This is a genomic window from Sphingomonas sp. BK580 (genome assembly GCF_014194975.1).
In the GTDB taxonomy this organism is placed as follows: domain Bacteria; phylum Pseudomonadota; class Alphaproteobacteria; order Sphingomonadales; family Sphingomonadaceae; genus Sphingomonas.
In genome coordinates this window covers 22,136-38,628 of sequence record NZ_JACIAY010000017.1, presented here as the reverse complement: position 1 = coordinate 38,628, position 16,493 = coordinate 22,136, and the positions used below count along the sequence as shown (strand labels likewise).

The window sequence follows — 16,493 nt, the reverse complement described above, 5'->3', positions numbered from 1 at the left end:
CGCGCGCGTCGAGGTCAGAAGGTGGTGGTGACGCCGAGCGTGAAGATCCGCCCGCTGGTGGTGTACACCAGGGTGCGGTCGGCGGTGCGATCGGTGAACTGCTCGATCGCCTGATTGGTGACGTTGATCCCCTCCGCGACGAAGCGCAGGTTGGGCGTCGGGCTGTAGCGGATCTGGAAATCGACGTTGTTGGTCGGGCGGATGCCCTCGCCGACGTTGGCATTGCCCCCCGCGCCGGTCAGGTACCGGCTGCGATAGGCGGTGGAGACGCGCGCGCCGAAGCGCTCGGTCTCGAAGTAGAGCGTCGCGTTCGCCGCCCAGCGCGACAGGTTGTAGAGCGGGATGCGCTCGCTCACGCCGTTGTACACCGCGTTCTGGTCGCCGGCGATCCAGGTGCCGTTGGCGACCGCGCCGAGCCGGTCGAACGGGGCGGGCAGGAAGGTGAAGTCGTGCTGGAACGCCACCTCCACGCCGCGGATGCTCGCGCCCTCGCCGTTGATCGGGCGCGTGTAATTGTACGGCGTGGTGCCGTCCTGGCCGGGCAGCAGCAGCGACACCGGGAAGCCGGTGGCGCTGTAGGGCACCTGCGACGTCTCCGAGGTGATGAAGCTGTCGAGGTCCTTCCAGAAGAAGCCGACCGAGGCGAAGCCGTTGCGGTCCATGTAATATTCCAGCCCGCCCTCGGCCGAGGTGGAGCGGAACGGGGCGAGATAGGGGTTGCCGACCGAGACGGTGCCGCCGAACGGCGCCACCGTCAGCGTCCCCGCCGCGGCGAGCTGCGCGAGGCCGGGCCGGTTGACGTTGCGCGCCACCGAGCCGCGCGCGACCAGCCGCTGGGTGAGGTCGAGCGCGACGTTGAGCGCGGGGAGCCAGTCCTCGCTGCTGGTCCGCGCGGTCACCGGCTCCAAGGTGGTGACGCCGTTGGTGGCGGTGGCCAGCGACCCGCGCGAGGTCAGGTCGGTGTGATAGTAGCGCACGCCCGCGTTGCCGCGCAGCCGCATCGCACCGACATAGGTGTCGAGGTCGAGCTGCGCGAACCCCGCCCAGGTCTTCTCGACGATGCCGAAGTCGCTGCCCGCGGTCAGGTTGGCGCGGGTGAGATCCCGGTTGTTGCCGAGCAGCGCGTAGATGCCGTCGACGTCGCCGCCGACGTAGGGCAGCAGGCTGTCGCGGTTGATCTCGTACTTGAGCGAGTCGGGCACGGCGCGGTCGGCGGTCGCCTGCGTGCCGTAGAAGATGTTGGTGAGATACTGGTAACCGCCGTTGGTGAAGCGCTTGTACTCGCCGCCGACCTCCAGCTTGAGGATGTCGCTGGCGTCGTACACCGCCTGGACCTGCGCGTTGGTATAGTCGCTGCGGATCGTGTTCTCCTGCGTCACCAGCCGCTGCACGTTCCACAGCGACGGGTCGGTCAGGTCGAAGCCGTAGCTGTTCCGCGGGATCGTCGGGCGCATGTCGAAGCCGAAGGCGGTGTTGCGCGCCTGCAGGAACACCTTGTCGAACACCGGCTGCGCGAAGTCGGACTTCTGATAGCCCGCCAGCGCGGTCAGCTTGAGCCGATCGCTCGCCTGCCAGCCGAGGTTGGCCACCGCCTGGTAGAAGTCGGTGGAGTTGACGACGCGGTGGTGCTCGGTGCGCTGGTCGATCCCGCTGTAGCTCGCCGCCACCAGCGAGTTGCCCTCGATCGTCGCGGAGCGGATCACCTGCGTGCCGCTGACGTTGCCGGTCAGCGCGTTATACCCGCCCGCCGCGATCGCCCAGTCGTCGCGGTCGTCCGACAGACGGCCGTAGAGCAGGTCGACGTCGAGCGTGAACCGCTCGCCCGGGTGGTATTGCAGCGCGGTGGTGACGCCGATCCGCTCGCGCTCGGTGTACCAGGTCGAGGGCGACTGCGCCTGCGGCGCGAAGATCGTGCCGCCGCGCAGCAGCGCGCGCGTGGCATCGTCGATCTCGGCGCCGATGTTGCGCGCGCCGTAGGTGACCTTGCCCCAGTTCCAGTTGCGATAGCCGTACTCGTTGTTGCGGATCTTGGAGTAGGCCACCGAGACCAGCGCGCCCACGTCGCCCTGGCGCTGCGAGAGGAGCGCGACCAGCCGCGGCGTCACCCCGTCGGTGTTGGTGTTGGTCTGTCCCTTGGCGGAGAGCACGACGCGCGGGCCGTCATAGTCGAACGGGCGCGCGGTGTAGAGCTGCACCGTGCCGGCGATGCCGCCCTCGTCCTGGTTGGCGGCATAGCTCTTCTGCACGCTGACGCGGTTGAACAGCTCGGACGCGAACAGGCTGAAGTCGAACCCGCGCGTGCGGCTGACGTTGCCGCGATTGTCCATCCCCGAGGCGGTGTTGCCCAGCACCTCCATGCCGTTGAGCTGGGTGCGCGTGAAATCGGGGCCGAGCCCGCGCAGCGTGATCTGGCGGCCCTCGCCGGTGTCGCGGTTGATCGCCACGCCGGGCACGCGCTGCAGCGCCTCGGCGAGGTTGAGATCGGGGAAGGCGGCGATGTCGGAGGCGAGGATATTGTCCTCGGTGCCGACCGCGCGGCGCTTGAGCTGCTGCGCGGCGAGCAGGCTGCCGCGGAAGCCGGTGACGACGATGTCGCCGGGGGCGACGTCGGCGAGCGCGTCGGGCGCGCCGTCGCTGACCGGGGCGGGCTCGGGCACGTCCGCCGCGGTGGCGCCCGCGGGGCGCGGCCGCGCGGGCTCCTCGCGCAGCAGCAGCACGCCGTCGCGCGCCATCGGGCGCAGCCCCGAGCCGCGCAGCAGCAGAGCGAGCGCGTCGTGCGGCGTGTAGCTGCCGCTCACCCCCGCGGTGCGGCGACCCACGACCAGCGCGGGCGCGGCGATCACCTGCATGCCCGTGACGCTCGAGTAGCGCGACAGCGCGGTACCGAGGTCGCCCGCGGGGATCGCGAAGGCCACCGCCGGCGCCTCCGCCTGTCCCTGCGCGGGCGCGGCGAGCGCGACGGTGAGAGCCGAGGTACCAACCAGAAGCTTCATACATTCCCCCACGTGCGACGCATCTTCGCGCCGCCCGCGAGGAAGACGTCGGCGGTGCCGCGATCCGGACAGTGATTCTTCGGGGTCGAGCGGTGCCGCCCGGGCGTGAGCCGGAGCGCTGCGATCGACAGCGCGGGCGGGGGGCCGAGACGAGCGCGGGATGACGCGCGGGGGCGAGAGCGGCCGCGGGGTCGACCGCCTCAGTGCGGCTCCAGGACCAGCTCGCCGTCGTGTTCCGCGACCGCGAAGCCGAAGCCCGCGCCGATCGCGCCGAGCAGTGCGCGCGGCCGATCGGTGCGGAAGCGTCCGAACACGCGAGTCGAGGCGAGCGGCTCGCGCGGTACGGCGACGTTCGCGCCGGCGCGGTCGAGCACCTCGACCAGGTCGTCCAGCCGCATGCCGTCGGTGTCGACCCAGCCCGCGCGCCAGTCGGGCGAATTGGCGTCGAAGCGCGTGGGCGCGCTCGCCACCCCGGCGGCGATGCTGCTGCGGTAGCCCGCCCGCACCACCACGCCGCGCGTGCCCGCCGGATCGAAGCCGACCGCGCCGCGGTAGACCGACAGCGCCACTTGGCGCCGCGTCAGGTCGAGGTCGAACGCGGTGCCGAGCACGCGCGCGCTGGTCCGACCGGCCACGACGGTGAAGGGGCGCGCGGCGTCGTGCCGGACGTCGAAGAAGGCCTGGCCGGCGAGCAACTCGGCGCGACGTACACCGGCGCGATACGTCACGCGCACCCGCGTCGCGCCGTTGAGCCGCACGGTCGAGCCGTCCGTCAGCGTCAGCGTGCCGCGTTCGCCGGCGCGGGTCGCGAGCGTGCGCGACCAGGCCGCCGGGGGCGGCGCCACCGCGCTTCGCCACGCCGGGGCGGCGAGCCACAGCGCACCGGCCGCGCCCAATACTCCGCCCGCCGCGCGCGTGACCGTGCGGCGCCGCCGGCGGAGCGCGCGCAGCTGATCGTCCGAGAGCCGGCCGCAGCGCGCCGCGGCCTCGCGCAGCGCGTCGCCGAGTACCTGCTCGTCGAGGACGAGCGCGTCGCCAGCCGGCGCGCTCACGCGCCGTCCGCCAGCGTGACGCCGCGCCGCGCGAGCGCCGCGCGCAGGTCGGCGAAGGCGCGAACGACGTGCTTCTCGACCGCGGCCAGGCTCATCTCGAGCGCATCCGCGATCTCGGCGGTGGTGAGGCCGTCCACTCGCTTGCGCAGGAAGATCTCGCGCCGCAGCGGCGGCATGCGCTCGAGCGCACCGGCGAGCACCGCGACCGCGCGGCGGAACGCGACGATCCGCTCGGTGCTGGGCAACGGGCAGGCCACCGCCTCGTCCAGTTCGACCGTCTCGCCGCGTCGCGCCGCGCGATGGTGATCGAGCAGCAGGTTGCGCGCGATCGCGAAGCACAGCGCCTTGACGTCGCCGACCCGCCGCATCGCCTGGTAGCCGAACAGGCGCGCATAGGTCTCCTGCACGACGTCGTCGCGATCGGCCGGCTGACGCACGCGCCCGGCCACGAACGCGCGCAGCGCGCGTTCGAGCGCCGCGTCGGGCATCTCCAGCCCGATCGACGACTCGACCGGCGTAAGAGTAGCGGCATTGTCGCGCCATCCTGCCATGCTGCACACCGCGCGTTGTCGGGGACGATGCGACCTGGCCTATGTGGCGTTCGTGAAGCCGCCGTGACAGTCTCGCGCCGTGAGCGACGCTGATCGGCCCGAAGGTGCCGGCGCGCCATGGGCGTGGCACTCGACGCGGGGCGCGGCTGTCGTCATCCCGCCGGCCGGGCGACCGCCGCGAGCGCGGCGACGTCGGACGCCTGGGTGAAGAGCGCGGGCGTGACCCGGACGCAGGCGCCCCTGGCCGGGCCGTCGCGGTGGACCGTGAAGATGCCGTGCTGGTCCAGCAGTCGAGCGGCCAGCGCCATGTTGCCCTTCCTGTCGGTGACACCGCGCAGCCGGAACGGGTGATGCCGCCGTGCAGCGTCGCGTCGTCCGGTGTGAGAACCTCGACGCCGTCGATCCGCCGCGCCGCGGCGACCCAGCGATCGCGCAGCCAGCGCAGCCGTGCGGCGCGGCGGGGTCGGCCGATCGCGCGCTGGAACGCGAGGGCCGCGGGCACGGTCAGCCGTGCGGCATCGTCGAGCGTGCCGGTGTGAACCAGATGGCGGAGTGAGCCGGCGGCGCCAAGCTCCTCCGCGGGGTCGCGATCGATCCGAGCGAGCGCGGTACCGCGGACGTGGACCATCCCGACTTCCAGCGGCGCACCCAGCCACTGGTGCCCGTTCAGGCCGACGAAGTCGCAGTCGAGGTCGGGCAGGGTGAAGTCGAGCTGCTGCCAGCCGTGCGCGGCGTCGACGATCATGTCCACGCCGCGCGCCCGGGCGACGGCGGCGATCTCGCGCACCGGTAGAACCAGGCCGGTGCGATGGCTCAGATGCGTGAGCAGGATGAGGCGGAGGCGCGGCGCGTCGCGCATCGCGCGATCGTAGGTGTCGATCAGGTCGGCGCGGCTCCAGCGGCACGCGTTCGCAGCGCGTTAGGAGCGCGACATGTCAGGTCAGGGAGCTTAGCGCGACAGGATGATGACGCGCGCCGCGCACCGCGACGGGTTCACGGCGAGCGGTTCGGCCGGCCCGCGCGGTGTAGCCGCTCGATAGTCGTTCCCTCATCTCAGCTTGAGCGCGTCGCGGATGATGTAGTGCAGGTCGGTCTGGTCGAGCAGGCCACTCACGTTGACCGCGCGCGGACCGTAAGCCGCGATGCGCAGCTGCGTGCCGGTGTGACCCTGCGAGCCTTCCTCCGCGGTGCCGTAGTTGACCGTGATCACACCGCCCTCGCGCGTGGCGAGCGCGGCGGTGAGGCCGGGCGCGCGCGTGCCGTTGCCGACGATCTGGCTGGTGTGCGCGTGGTCGGCGGTGACGATCACCAACGTGTGGCCGTCCGCCTCGGCGAAGGCGAGCGCCGCCTGCACCGCCTCGTCGAGGTCGACCGTCTCGCCGATCTGGCCGCACGGGTCGGCGGCATGGTCCTGCTTGTCGATCGAGGCGCCCTCGACCTGGAGGAAGAAGCCCTTGGGCCGGCCGCGCAGCAGCGCGATCGCCTTCTTCGTCATCGCTGCCAGCGTCGGCGTCGCGGCGGTGCGCTCGGCATTGGGCTGGCAGGTGGCGGGCGGCCGGTCGATATTGCCGTGGTGGGTGGCGCGCGGCCCGGTCCAGCGCACCGGCATGTTGCCCTCCGCGAACAACCCGAGGAGCGGCTGTCGCGCATCGGCTCGGCGCACCGCGTCCAGCTCGGCGGCGGTGCGGACGATGCGATAGCCGCGCGCGCGCGCCTGATCGAGGAGCGTCCGGCCCTTGTACGCACCGGCCCGCGCGGTCTCGGCGAAGCTCTCGGCGCCGCCGCCCAGCACCAGATCGGCGCGGGTCGCGAGCAGCTGCTCGGTGATCGACCCGGCGCCGCCCTGCTCCAAGGCGTTCTGCGGACAGGTCCGGCTCGTCTCCTCCGGCGCGAAGCAGCTGCGCTGGACGACATGCGCGAGCTGGGCGCCCGGCGTGGCGTCCTGGATCGCGGCGGTGGAGACGTCGCCGGTGGCGATCCCGGCGGCCTTGGCGCGCTCGAGCAACGTCGCATGGGGAAGGCCGCGGATGTCGACCCCGATCGCGCCGTTGTAGCTCTTCACGCCTGACGCCCAGGCGGTCGCGGAGGCGGCGCTGTCGGTCACGTAGTTCGGTTTCCCCGTGGCGCGATCGAGCGAGTAATGGGTGTACTGGCCGGTGAAGGGCAGCGCGTCGATGCCCTTGAAATAGCCGCCCGCGCCCTCGGCATAGTCGCGCGCCAGCGTGATCTCTGAATCGCCCATGCCGTCGCCGATCAGCAGGATGACGTTGCGCACCTCACCGTCCGAGGCGAGCGCGCGATAGGCGGCGCGCATGTCGCCGCGCAGCCGCCGCGCGCCGCCGGGCTGGCTGAGGTCACCCGCGGCGGCGCGCGACAGGTCGGGCACGGCGCGCTGCGCCAATACCGGCTGAACGGTGCCGGCGAGCAGCGCGGCCAGAGCGAGACGCGGGAACATGGTGTTTCTCCTGAGAATCATGGCGTTTCTTGCGAGATCATCACGACCGGTGCGGTGTCAGAGCTGGGCGCGGATCCTCTGCGATCCCGGCGAGCATCGGCACGGGCGGTCTGACAGGGGCAGGCGGCCGATCGCAAGTGCGATCGTCTGAGCAGTCCAGGTCAGAAGCGTCGTCGGACCGTTCCGAAGACCTGCCGCGGCGAACCAGCCTGCAGCGTGTTGTTGAGCGACGCCGCCGTGTTGAAGAACTGCCCCGACCCGAGCGCGGCGATGTAGCGCTCGTCCGTCAGGTTGACGGCGTTCACCTGGATCTCGACCCCGCCGAAGGTGCTGTTGGCCGGGAAGCGGTAGCCGATCGCCGCGTCGAACAGCGTGTAGCCTCCCACGGTGACGTCGCCGGTATAGGTGACGTTGCGTCGCGAGGTATAGGCGCCGGCGACGTTGCCGAAGACCGCACCGTCGTCGTAGTTGATCTCGCCCTTGGCCAGGTGCGCCGGCGTGTCCACCGTACGGACGCCCTTGGTCGCCACGAAGGCGGTGCCGTTGATCGTGTCGTCGTCGTACGTGCTGTCGTTGTACGAATAGGAGGCGATCAGCGCGAGCGGCCGCGCCACCTGATAGGTCGCGCCCACCTCGACGCCGCGGCTCGTCACGCTGCCCACGTTCTGCAGGATGCTGGGATTGCCCAGGATGTTCGCGCCGCTGAAGGCGGCGAGCAGCCGGTTCCTGAACGTGACGTCGTAGCCGGCCACCACGCCGCACAGCCGGCCCAGGTCGAAGCGCCACCCGCCCTCGATCGTGCGCGACGTCTCCGGCTTCAGCGTGTCGCGGATCGCCTCGAAGCCCGCCTGGGTCGTACCGAACGGCCCGCGGAACGAGCTGATGAAGGCGCGCATGTTCTCGGCGTAATTGGCGAAGAGCTCCTGCCGGCCGATCCGGTAGGTCGCGCCGACCTGCGGCTGGAACCAGTCCTTGGCGGCGATCCGTCCGTTGATGAACGGCGTGCCGAAGGTCGTCGTGATGCCGTTGGCCACGCGCGTGCCCTTGAACCCGCCGGCGACGGTCAGTGCGTCGAGAACCTGCCAGCTGTCGCTCACGAAATACTGGTTCGTCACGGTCGTGAGATCGGTGAGGAAGTCGCTCCTGAACGCCGCCGTGAGGAAGGCGGTCACGTCGGGACGGTTCGTGAGGCTCGCCGCGTAATAGTTGCGATCGGTGCTCGCGCGATTGTCCTCGTGCCAGAAGCCGAGCTGGATCGTGTGCGCGCCCAGCCGCGCGGTCGCCTTCGCGATGCCGCCGTCGCGCTTGATCCCGTATTCCGTGGTGCGAACGGAGAGGGGGAAGCCATCGGGCGAGAACACCGCGGGCGTGTAGATGCCGCCGCTGCCCTTGTCGTAGTGGTGGTAATAGGTCGCCGTCGCGTCGAGCCAGGCGGAGACCGGCACGTCGAGGGTCAGGGCGCCGAGCCAGTCGCGACGGATGCCGCCGCTGTCGTAATAGGTGTCGTTGACGTTGCTGTAGGGCGAGGGGAAGGCCGTACCCGCCGTCGGGAAGGGCAGCGCCCGGTTCGCCGCGCGCGCCGTCTGGTTCGCGCTGATCTGCGAGAGAAGGATGGCGGTGGCATAGTCGGGGCGGAGGAAATCGAGATCGTAACCGACGCGATCGAGGGTCGCCGGCGACAGATCGGCATAGTTGCGCTCCTTGTGGAGCGAGTAGTTGAGCCAGCCGGTCAGCGTGGCGGTGCCGATCGCCTGGACGATCTTGCCGTTCACCTTCGTGTCGGATTGATTGCCGAAGCCCTTCCACTTGCCGGCGTCGTGGACCACGCCGGAGACCGACAGCCTCGTGCCGGTAGGCAGCTCGCCGCTGTCGAGCCGACCGTAGAGATGGACGGTGTCGTACATGCCGTACGTCAGCGCCACCTCACCGCTCGGCACCTCTGACGGGGCGCGCGACACGAACTCCAGGTTGCCACCGAGATTGCTGGTCGAGGCGATGCCGAGCGATCCCGCCCCCTGTGACACGTCGACCCGCGCGATGTTCTCGGCCGCGATCGCGCGGCTGACGTGCAGGCCGTTGTGGCCGTTGTAGAACATGTCGCCGAGCGGGACGCCGTCGAGCGTGTAGCCCATCTGGCTCTGGTTGAAGCCGCGCACCGAGAGGCGCGTGCCGAGCTCGTAGCTGCCGAACGGGTCCGAGCTCTGCAGCGCGACGCCGGGCAGGCGCGCGACCGCCTTCAGCGGCGAACTACCTGGCGGGAGGATCTCGATCGCCTTGCGCGATACCGTCTGCTCCTGACGCACCTCGCCGTTGCCGTAGACGACGATCTCGTCCTCGACGTCCGCAGCCCGCGCCCCCCCGCCGTCCCCGACAGTGCCAGCGGGAGCGATCGTCTGCGCCGAGGCGGTCGCGGAGATGACCATCACGGCGCTCGCCGAGGCGAGAAGAAGGATCTTCGGAACCATCTGGGTCCTACCTGTCGATGTCAGGGTGTCGCCGCTCGAGCGGCGTCCGTTGGCGTCCCGCCTAGGCAGGGTTCGGGTCGCTTCGATGACGAGGGCGCTACGGAACCGTGACAATCGCCGGCGATGCCGCGGGTTGGTCGCGGCCCTGGTCGCTCGTCGCTCGCCAGGTATCGATCGCACACTTGCCGCTGGCGAGGTGCGATCGGCCGCGCAGTTCGTTCTCACCGAAGGTTCGCGAGACGTGGTCAGGAGCGGACTCGCGTCGGCGGGGCACGGTGCGACGGTGCGGTGCAGGCGGTCGTGCTCGAGCATCGGACGAAGCTCGCGCGCGCTTCCACCGCGCGCCTCCGCGCTGACGTCATCCCGATGGCCCCGGCGGGCGATGGCGGATGTGGCGAGATGGACGAGCGAGCGAGCCTGGAGCGAACACGCTGGAAGCGCCGCCGACCGCCCGCTAGCTTGGAGCGATGCGAGCCCGCCTGTTCCAAGTCGACGCGTTCGCCGCTCGCCGGTTCACGGGAAATCCGGCGGCGGTGATGCTGTTCGACGGCAACAGGGCGGTGATGGCGGTGAGCGCGGGCCCGATCCCCGGAACCGGGTGCTGTCGGGAAAGCCGAAGGAGATGGCGGGAGGCGCGCGAGCCGGGCATCGGCGTTTCCGCCCAGACGAACGTCGGACAACGACGACGGCTCGGATATCACCTTCTAGGTCCCTGGGCTGGGTGAGCGAAGGGCGACGAGACGGCACTGAACTGCTCTCGTCGCGATGAGAGGGGCAGGAGCGCTGCAGTTGCATTGGTTGTATCTTGCGGGAGCGATCGGGTTCGAGATCATCGCCACCTCGGCGCTCAAGGCGGCCGCTGGTTTCACCCGCCCGCTGCCTTCCGTCGTGGTGGTGCTGGGCTATGTCGCGGCCTTCTACTGTCTGTCCCTCGCACTTCGCGTTATCCCGATGGGCATCGCCTACGCCGTCTGGTCTGGCATCGGCATCGTGGTGATCTCGCTCGTCGGCTTCGTCGTGTACCGCCAGCGGCTCGACGCGGCGGCGCTGCTCGGCATCGCTCTGATCCTGGCGGGCACGGTGGTGATCAACCTGTTCTCGGGCGCACGGCACTGAGCGGCGGCGCCGGCGAGGGCACGCGAGCGGGCGATCGGCACCGCCAGCAGGCAGCGGCGCACGGCCCTGCTGGCGCGTGGCTGCCCGGCCGGCTTCTCAGGACTCGCTCACCGCCGCGTCCGCGAAGATCGTCTCGATGACGCAGCGCACGCCGTCGGGCTGGAAGCTCAGCTCCACGGGCGCCTCGAGCTCGGCGGCGAGAGCCCGCTCGATCAGGCGTGAGCCGAAGCCGCGGGCTGAAGGCACCGTGACCGGCGGCCCCCCGCTCTCCTGCCAGATCAGCCGGAGCCGGTCCGGGCTCGCGCCGACGAGCGTCCAGCTTACGTCGACCCGGCCCGTGTCGTTCGACAGCGCGCCGTACTTCACCGCGTTGGTGCACAGCTCATGCAGCGCGAGCGCGAGTGACACCGCGGTGCGCGGCGGCAGCATGACGTCCGGGCCGGCGATATCGAAGCGCTCGGCATTGGCGCCGCATCCTGGGCCGACCACGTCGGCGACCAGCACGTTGATCGACGCCGCGCGCCAGTCCTGGCGCACGAGCTGGTGATGCGCCGCCGCCACCGCGGCCAGGCGCGCGTCGAACGCGCGTCGCGCGGCGGGCGAGGCTTGGTCGCCGCGAAACGTCTGCTGCGCCAGGCTCTGCACGACGGCGAGCGTGTTCTTGACGCGGTGATTGAGCTCGAGGAGCAGCAGTTGCTGCTGCGACTCGGCGCGCTTCCGGTCGGTGATGTCGAGCGCGGCGGTGGCGAAGCGCGGGGCGTCGGGCGGGCTGCCAGCGATCGGGCTGATCGTCACGGTGAACCACCGTACGCCGCCGGCAGCGTCGATCGATCGCTCCAGGCTGGTGGGAACGCCGCTTCCTCGTGATATCGTCAGCCGCTGGAGAAAAGCCGCGGCCGTCTCCGGCGGTTGCACGTCGCGGATGCTGAGGCCGCTGACGTCCTCGTGTCCGTACAGCCGAGACAGTGCGCGGTTCGCGGTGAGGTACCGCGCATCGTCGCCGCGCAGCTCGACGATCGAGGCGAGCAACCCCTCCGTCTCGAAGAAGGCGCGCAAGGTCGCCTCGCTCTCACGCAGCGCCTCGGTGGCGCGGCGCACGGTCAGCAGCTTGTCGAGCTGCCTCGTGCCCCACAGGGCGAGCGCGACGAGCAAGATCACGGTCAGGGCCGTCGTGAAGGCGAGCCGGAAGTCGACTGGGTACAGGCCGACGTCCGAGCCGCGTGAGGCCAGCCAACCTACACCCGCGGGCACGATCGCGACGGTCGGTACCAGCCAGCGCGCGGCGGTCGCCGCGACGCTGCTCCCGACCAGCAGGCCGAGCCACCCGGCGTTCGGCCGCAGCGCGAGCGTGCCGACCGCGCCCGCTCCCAGCGCGAGTGCGGTCGGCACGGCGACCTGCGTGAAGCCCAGGACCCCGTTGAGCGGCGCGACCGCGTACAGGTGACTCAACAGCGCGACCGTCACCAGCATCAGCACCGCGGTGGCGCAGGCGGTGAGTATCAGGCTCGCGCGCCGTCCGCGGCGGAAGGCGAGCAGCACTGCCACCGCGATGAGCAGGAACGACGCCGCGGTCGGCTCGGCCATGCGGCCGGGATAAGCGTAACGGACCGGCTGGGCGGCGACCGCGCGCGGGAACAGCAGCAGATCGGTGCCGAAATCGAGGTGGAGGACGTGCTCCGCCAGCGACTGCGCGGCGATGGCGGCGGCGAGCAGCGCGGTCGCTGCGGCGAGCCGGATGCGTCGGGCGTTGGCGCTCAGGACGCTCGCCCCGAGAAGAATGGCGCTGGCCGCGGTGAGGGGCTGCATCGCGCTGCGCGGAGTGAAGAACTGCGTGAGAGCCGTGTCCCCCAGCATCCAGCCGAGCATCACGACGACGCCGATCAGCAGGGACGTGAACGCGCTGCACGCCGCGAGAACGTTGAGTCGGTTCGCAGAACCCTGGCTCGTCGGATCCACGTCCGACGTCGCGTCGGGGATCGAGGTCGGCCGCGAAAGGCTCGTCAGGAAAACGGCTCCTTTGTCACGCGCGAGGCACTCGGTTGGAGATCAAGGCAGCAGAGACGGTATGCTCGTGCAGCCGAGGTAACGCGCACGGCTCGCCAAATTTCCTCCTTGATCTTCATCAAGTTAGTCATTGTAACGTCGAGCGATCGACTGATCGCGCGTGTGTGCGTGCATGGTCGATGCGCCAGTGTGCGGTCCGTCGGAACGACGGATGGCCCTGGTCGAGCTGACACGAGCGGTCATCGTCTCCATGGGTAGGAGCCGGACGACGGATCGTTCGGCGAACCGCTCCGTCCCGGTCCCAAGTATGCTATAATCGGCCCGCTCGGCCACGGGCCGCGGCGTTCGTGGCTCCCTGCATATCGACGAGACCGCTGCGGGCAGCACGGATCACGGGAAGCGCGACGGGCGCCGCTCAATTAAATATGATCTTTGTTGACGACGGGTGGCGATCAGGTACGGTGTTCCCGTGATATCTGGGTGGGGGACGTCGTGAAGGGCACGCCAAGTCCGAGGATCGCTGCGGCGAGCCGGATGCGATGAGCAGCTCGGTCGACCGGATCGTCCGGCTCGAGGCGTTCGCGGTGCCGCCGCGCTGGCTGTTCGTCCGCCTCGAGACGTCGCAGGGCGCGGTGGGGTGGGGAGAGGCGACGCTCGAGGGGCACGTCGAGGCGGTCATGGGCGCTCTGGACGCGATGCGGGATCGGCTGATCGGTCACGATCCCGACCGCATCGAGGACGCGTGGCAGCTCTCGCACCGGCTCGGTTTCTATCGCGGCGGCCCGGTGCTGCTGTCCGCGATCGCGGGGGTCGACCAGGCGCTGTGGGACATCAAGGCGCGCAAGCTCGGCGTGCCGGTCTACCAGCTGCTCGGCGGACGCGTGCGCGACCGCGTGCCCGTCTACGCGTGGATCGGCGGTGATCGGCCGTCCGACGTGGCGGCGGCCGCGCGCGAGCGCATCGCCCAGGGCTTCACCGCGGTGAAGATGAACGGCACCGAGGACCTGGGCTGGCTCGACAGCCCTCACGCGATCGAGGCGCTCGCGGCGCGCCTAGGCGAGGTCCGCGCCACCGGCATCGACGTCGGCGTGGATTTCCACGGGCGCGTGCACCAGCCGATGGCGCGGCAGGTCCTGCGCGCGATCGAGCCGTTCGGCCCGCTCTTCGCCGAGGAGATCGTGCTGGGCGACAACCCCGACGTGTTCGCCCGGCTGGCCGGCTTCAGCGGCGTGCCGCTCGCGCTCGGCGAGCGGCTCTACAGTCGGTGGGACTTCCGCCCGTTCTTCGAGAGCGGCGCGGTCGACATCGCCCAGCCGGACCTCGCCCATGCCGGCGGCCTCTCCGAATGCCGCCGCATCGCGGCCATGGCGGAGACCTACGACGTCGCCGTCGCACCGCACTGTCCGATCGGGCCGATCGCGCTGGCGGCATGTCTACATCTCGCGGTGGCGACGCCCAACTTCGTGATCCAGGAGGTCTCGATGGGGATCCACTACAACGAGGCGTCACCCGACCTTACCGGACTGACGCGCAATCCGGCGCTTTTCGCGATCGACGCCGGCAGCATGGCGGTGCCGACGGGTGCGGGACTGGGGGTCGAGGTCGACGAGGACGCGGTCCGGGAGCTGGCCGCGACGCCGCACCGCTGGCGCAACCCGGCGTGGCGCGGACCGCATGGCGAGCTGCGCGAATGGTGACGGGGCGTGGGGTCATCGTCACCGGGGGGCTCGGCGACATCGGCATGGCGACGGCGCGCGCCTTCGCCGGCGAGGGCGACCGGCTCCTGCTGCTCGACGCCCGCGACGAGGCGCATGGCGCGGCCGTGACCGCCCTGCGCTCGCTCGGCGCCGCGGAGGTGCTGGTGCGCCGCGTCGACGTGGCCGATGCGGCGGCCATCGCCGAGGCGGTGGCCGAGGCGCATGCCACGTTCGGCACCATCGACGTCGTCGTGAACGTCGCCGGGATGATGATCTACAAGCCCATCGTCGAGCTGGACGCCGCCGACTGGCGCCGGCTGCTGGACGTCAACCTGATCGGCGCCGCGCTGCTCACCGGCGAGGCCTTCCGCCGGATGCGGCCGGGGGGCTGTATCGTGAACGTGGCGTCGGTGCATGCCCGTCGCACGTCGCCGCTCGTCGCGCCCTACGCCGCGGCCAAGGCCGCGCTGGTCAGTCTCACCCGCTCCGCCGCGATCGAGGGCAAGCCGCTGGGCATACGGGTCAACGCGGTGCTGCCGGGCGCGATCGACACCGCGATGCTCCGCGCCAGCCCCAACATCCGTTCGGGTGCCGAGGTGATCGACCCCGCCGACCTCGGTCGGCCCGAGGACGTCGCGGCGCTGGTCGCCTTCCTCGCCTCCGACGCGGCCCGGTTCATCACGGGGGAGGATGTGATCGCCGACGGCGGTCGCATGGGGAGGCTCTAGCATGCAGGTCGGCGATCTCGGGCCGACGCGCGGCGTCGCGGCGCCCGCCGCCCCCGGAGTTACCGGCGCGGTCTGGCTGGCGGCGGCGGTGTCGGCGCTGGGCGGGCTGCTGTTCGGCTACGACTGGGTCGTCATCGGGGGCGCGAAACCCTTCTACGAGGCGGCGTTCGGACTCGTGACGCCGTGGCAGCAGGCGTGGGCGGTGAGCTGCGCGCTGATCGGCTGCCTCGCCGGGGCGAGCGGCTCGGGCGTGCTTGCCGACCGCCGCGGCCGCCGCCCAGCGCTGCTGGCGGCGGCGGTGATCTTCGTGGTCTCGTCGATCGGCACCGCACTGGCGGGCGGCTTCGGCGCCTTCGTGGCGTGGCGCATCGCGGGGGGTGTGGCGATCGGCATGGCCTCCGGCCTCTCGCCGCTCTACATCGCCGAGATCGCGCCGGCCGGGAGCCGCGGCCGTCTCGTCGTGCTCAACCAGATCGCGGTGGTTCTGGGCCTGCTCGGAGCGCAGATCGTCAACTGGCTCATCGCCGCGCCGGTACCCGAGGGCGCCGACGCCGCGGCCATCGCCGCCTCGTGGAACGGCACGATCGGCTGGCGCTGGATGTTCGCGGCGGCCGCGGTGCCCGCCGCCGCCTTCGTGATCGGTTGCCTGGCGATCCCGGAGAGCCCCCGATGGCTGGCCCAGCGAGGCCGGTGGGACCGTGCGGACGCGGTGCTGCGACGGCTCGGCGGGGAGGCGCATGCCGGCGCCGCGCTCGCGGAGATCGGGGCCGCGCTGGCGGCGGCGCCCGGGCGGAGTCTCGGCGCCGTCGTGGCGGAGCCCCGCTTCCGCCGCGTCCTGCTGATCGGCGTCGTGCTGGCGGTGCTGCAGCAATGGTGCGGCATCAACGTCATCTTCAACTACGCGCAGGAGATCTTCGCGGGCGCGGGCTACGCGGTGTCGGACACGTTGTTCAACATCGTCGTCACGGGCGCGGTCAACTGCGTCTTCACCCTGGTGGCGCTCGCGACGGTCGAGCGCTGGGGGCGACGGCGCCTGCTCCTGATCGGCTGCGTCGGTCTGACGCTGATCTACGCCGCGCTCGGCGGCGCCTATGTCGCCGGCGTCCAGGGCTGGCCGCTGCTGCTGCTGGTGGTGGCTGCGATCGCGGTCTACGCCATGACGCTCGCGCCGGTGACCTGGGTAGCCTTGGCGGAGATCTTCCCGGGCGAGGCGCGCGGCGCGAGCATGGCGGTGGCGACCACCGCGCTGTGGGGCGCCTGCTTCCTCCTGACCTACACCTTCCCGCTGATCAACGCCTGGGCGGGCACGGGATACACGTTCTGGTGCTACGGGGTGGTGTGCGCCGCGGGCTGGCTGTTCATCCTGCGCCGCCTGCCGGAGACGAGGGGCAAGACGCTCGAGCAGATCGAGCGCGAGTGGCGCTGAGCGCAC

11 protein-coding genes and 1 pseudogene are annotated in these 16,493 nt (G+C 71.1%); 4 read left to right on the top strand and 8 right to left on the bottom strand.

Annotated elements, in window-relative coordinates:
* Positions 1-14: 14 nt before the first annotated feature.
* From FHY05_RS21165 to FHY05_RS21140, 7 genes and pseudogenes are all read right to left on the bottom strand, one after another.
* Positions 15-2,993: a TonB-dependent receptor gene (locus FHY05_RS21165; protein ID WP_183946424.1), complete on the bottom strand. Its 2,979-nt coding sequence runs from the start codon at positions 2,991-2,993 to the stop codon at positions 15-17.
* Positions 2,994-3,193: 200 nt separating this feature from the next.
* Positions 3,194-4,045, bottom strand: a complete 852-nt coding sequence (locus FHY05_RS21160; protein ID WP_183946423.1) for a FecR domain-containing protein — start codon at positions 4,043-4,045, stop codon at positions 3,194-3,196.
* A complete protein-coding gene (locus FHY05_RS21155) occupies positions 4,042-4,596 on the bottom strand; it encodes an RNA polymerase sigma factor (protein ID WP_183946422.1) in 555 nt (184 codons plus the stop codon). The genes FHY05_RS21160 and FHY05_RS21155 overlap by 4 nt, the downstream gene beginning before the upstream one ends.
* 152 nt (positions 4,597-4,748) lie before the next feature.
* Positions 4,749-4,904 carry a hypothetical protein gene (locus FHY05_RS22730; RefSeq protein ID WP_260181761.1) on the bottom strand — a complete coding sequence of 52 codons (156 nt, stop codon included), beginning with the start codon at positions 4,902-4,904 and terminating at the stop codon, positions 4,749-4,751.
* Positions 4,905-5,023: 119 nt separating this feature from the next.
* A pseudogene (locus FHY05_RS22725) lies at positions 5,024-5,455 on the bottom strand (aminotransferase class V-fold PLP-dependent enzyme); the annotation flags it as partial.
* Between the two features lie 189 nt (positions 5,456-5,644).
* The gene (phoA, locus tag FHY05_RS21145) at positions 5,645-7,051 is read right to left on the bottom strand and encodes an alkaline phosphatase (RefSeq protein WP_183946421.1); all 1,407 of its coding nucleotides are present in this window, start codon (positions 7,049-7,051) and stop codon (positions 5,645-5,647) included.
* A 161-nt stretch (positions 7,052-7,212) separates the two neighbouring features.
* Entirely contained in the window at positions 7,213-9,516 is a 2,304-nt protein-coding gene (locus tag FHY05_RS21140) for a TonB-dependent receptor (protein ID WP_183946420.1), read from the bottom strand.
* 789 nt (positions 9,517-10,305) lie between these two features.
* Between FHY05_RS21140 and FHY05_RS21135 the strand changes: the two genes are divergently transcribed.
* Entirely contained in the window at positions 10,306-10,632 is a 327-nt protein-coding gene (locus FHY05_RS21135) for a multidrug efflux SMR transporter (protein ID WP_260181760.1), read from the top strand.
* Positions 10,633-10,728: 96 nt separating this feature from the next.
* Here FHY05_RS21135 and FHY05_RS21130 read toward each other — a convergent pair whose 3' ends face one another.
* On the bottom strand, positions 10,729-12,588 hold the full coding sequence (locus FHY05_RS21130) for a sensor histidine kinase (RefSeq protein ID WP_183946418.1): 1,860 nt from the start codon (positions 12,586-12,588) through the stop codon (positions 10,729-10,731).
* 587 nt (positions 12,589-13,175) lie between these two features.
* Here FHY05_RS21130 and dgoD point away from each other — a divergent pair.
* The 3 genes from dgoD to FHY05_RS21115 are packed head-to-tail and all read left to right on the top strand — an operon-like array spanning position 13,176 to position 16,487.
* Positions 13,176-14,333 carry a galactonate dehydratase gene (gene dgoD, locus FHY05_RS21125; protein ID WP_183946417.1) on the top strand — a complete coding sequence of 386 codons (1,158 nt, stop codon included), beginning with the start codon at positions 13,176-13,178 and terminating at the stop codon, positions 14,331-14,333.
* A complete protein-coding gene (locus FHY05_RS21120) occupies positions 14,327-15,061 on the top strand; it encodes an SDR family NAD(P)-dependent oxidoreductase (protein WP_183946416.1) in 735 nt (244 codons plus the stop codon). Before dgoD ends, FHY05_RS21120 begins: the two co-directional genes overlap by 7 nt.
* A gap of 1 nt (position 15,062) precedes the next feature.
* A complete protein-coding gene (locus FHY05_RS21115) occupies positions 15,063-16,487 on the top strand; it encodes a sugar porter family MFS transporter (RefSeq protein WP_183946415.1) in 1,425 nt (474 codons plus the stop codon).
* The last annotated feature ends 6 nt before the right edge of the window (positions 16,488-16,493 follow it).

Excerpts from the sequence above, each read along its gene's own strand:
- FHY05_RS21120 (WP_183946416.1), top strand. The coding sequence starts at position 14,327 with ATGGTGACGGGGCGTGGGGTCATCGTCACCGGGGGGCTCGGCGACATC.
- dgoD (WP_183946417.1), top strand. The coding sequence starts at position 13,176 with ATGAGCAGCTCGGTCGACCGGATCGTCCGGCTCGAGGCGTTCGCGGTG.
- FHY05_RS21155 (WP_183946422.1), bottom strand. The coding sequence starts at position 4,596 with ATGGCAGGATGGCGCGACAATGCCGCTACTCTTACGCCGGTCGAGTCG.
- FHY05_RS21140 (WP_183946420.1), bottom strand. The coding sequence starts at position 9,516 with ATGGTTCCGAAGATCCTTCTTCTCGCCTCGGCGAGCGCCGTGATGGTC.
- FHY05_RS22730 (WP_260181761.1), bottom strand. The coding sequence starts at position 4,904 with ATGGCGCTGGCCGCTCGACTGCTGGACCAGCACGGCATCTTCACGGTC.
- FHY05_RS21115 (WP_183946415.1), top strand. The coding sequence starts at position 15,063 with ATGCAGGTCGGCGATCTCGGGCCGACGCGCGGCGTCGCGGCGCCCGCC.
- phoA (WP_183946421.1), bottom strand. The coding sequence starts at position 7,051 with ATGTTCCCGCGTCTCGCTCTGGCCGCGCTGCTCGCCGGCACCGTTCAG.
- FHY05_RS21165 (WP_183946424.1), bottom strand. The coding sequence starts at position 2,993 with ATGAAGCTTCTGGTTGGTACCTCGGCTCTCACCGTCGCGCTCGCCGCG.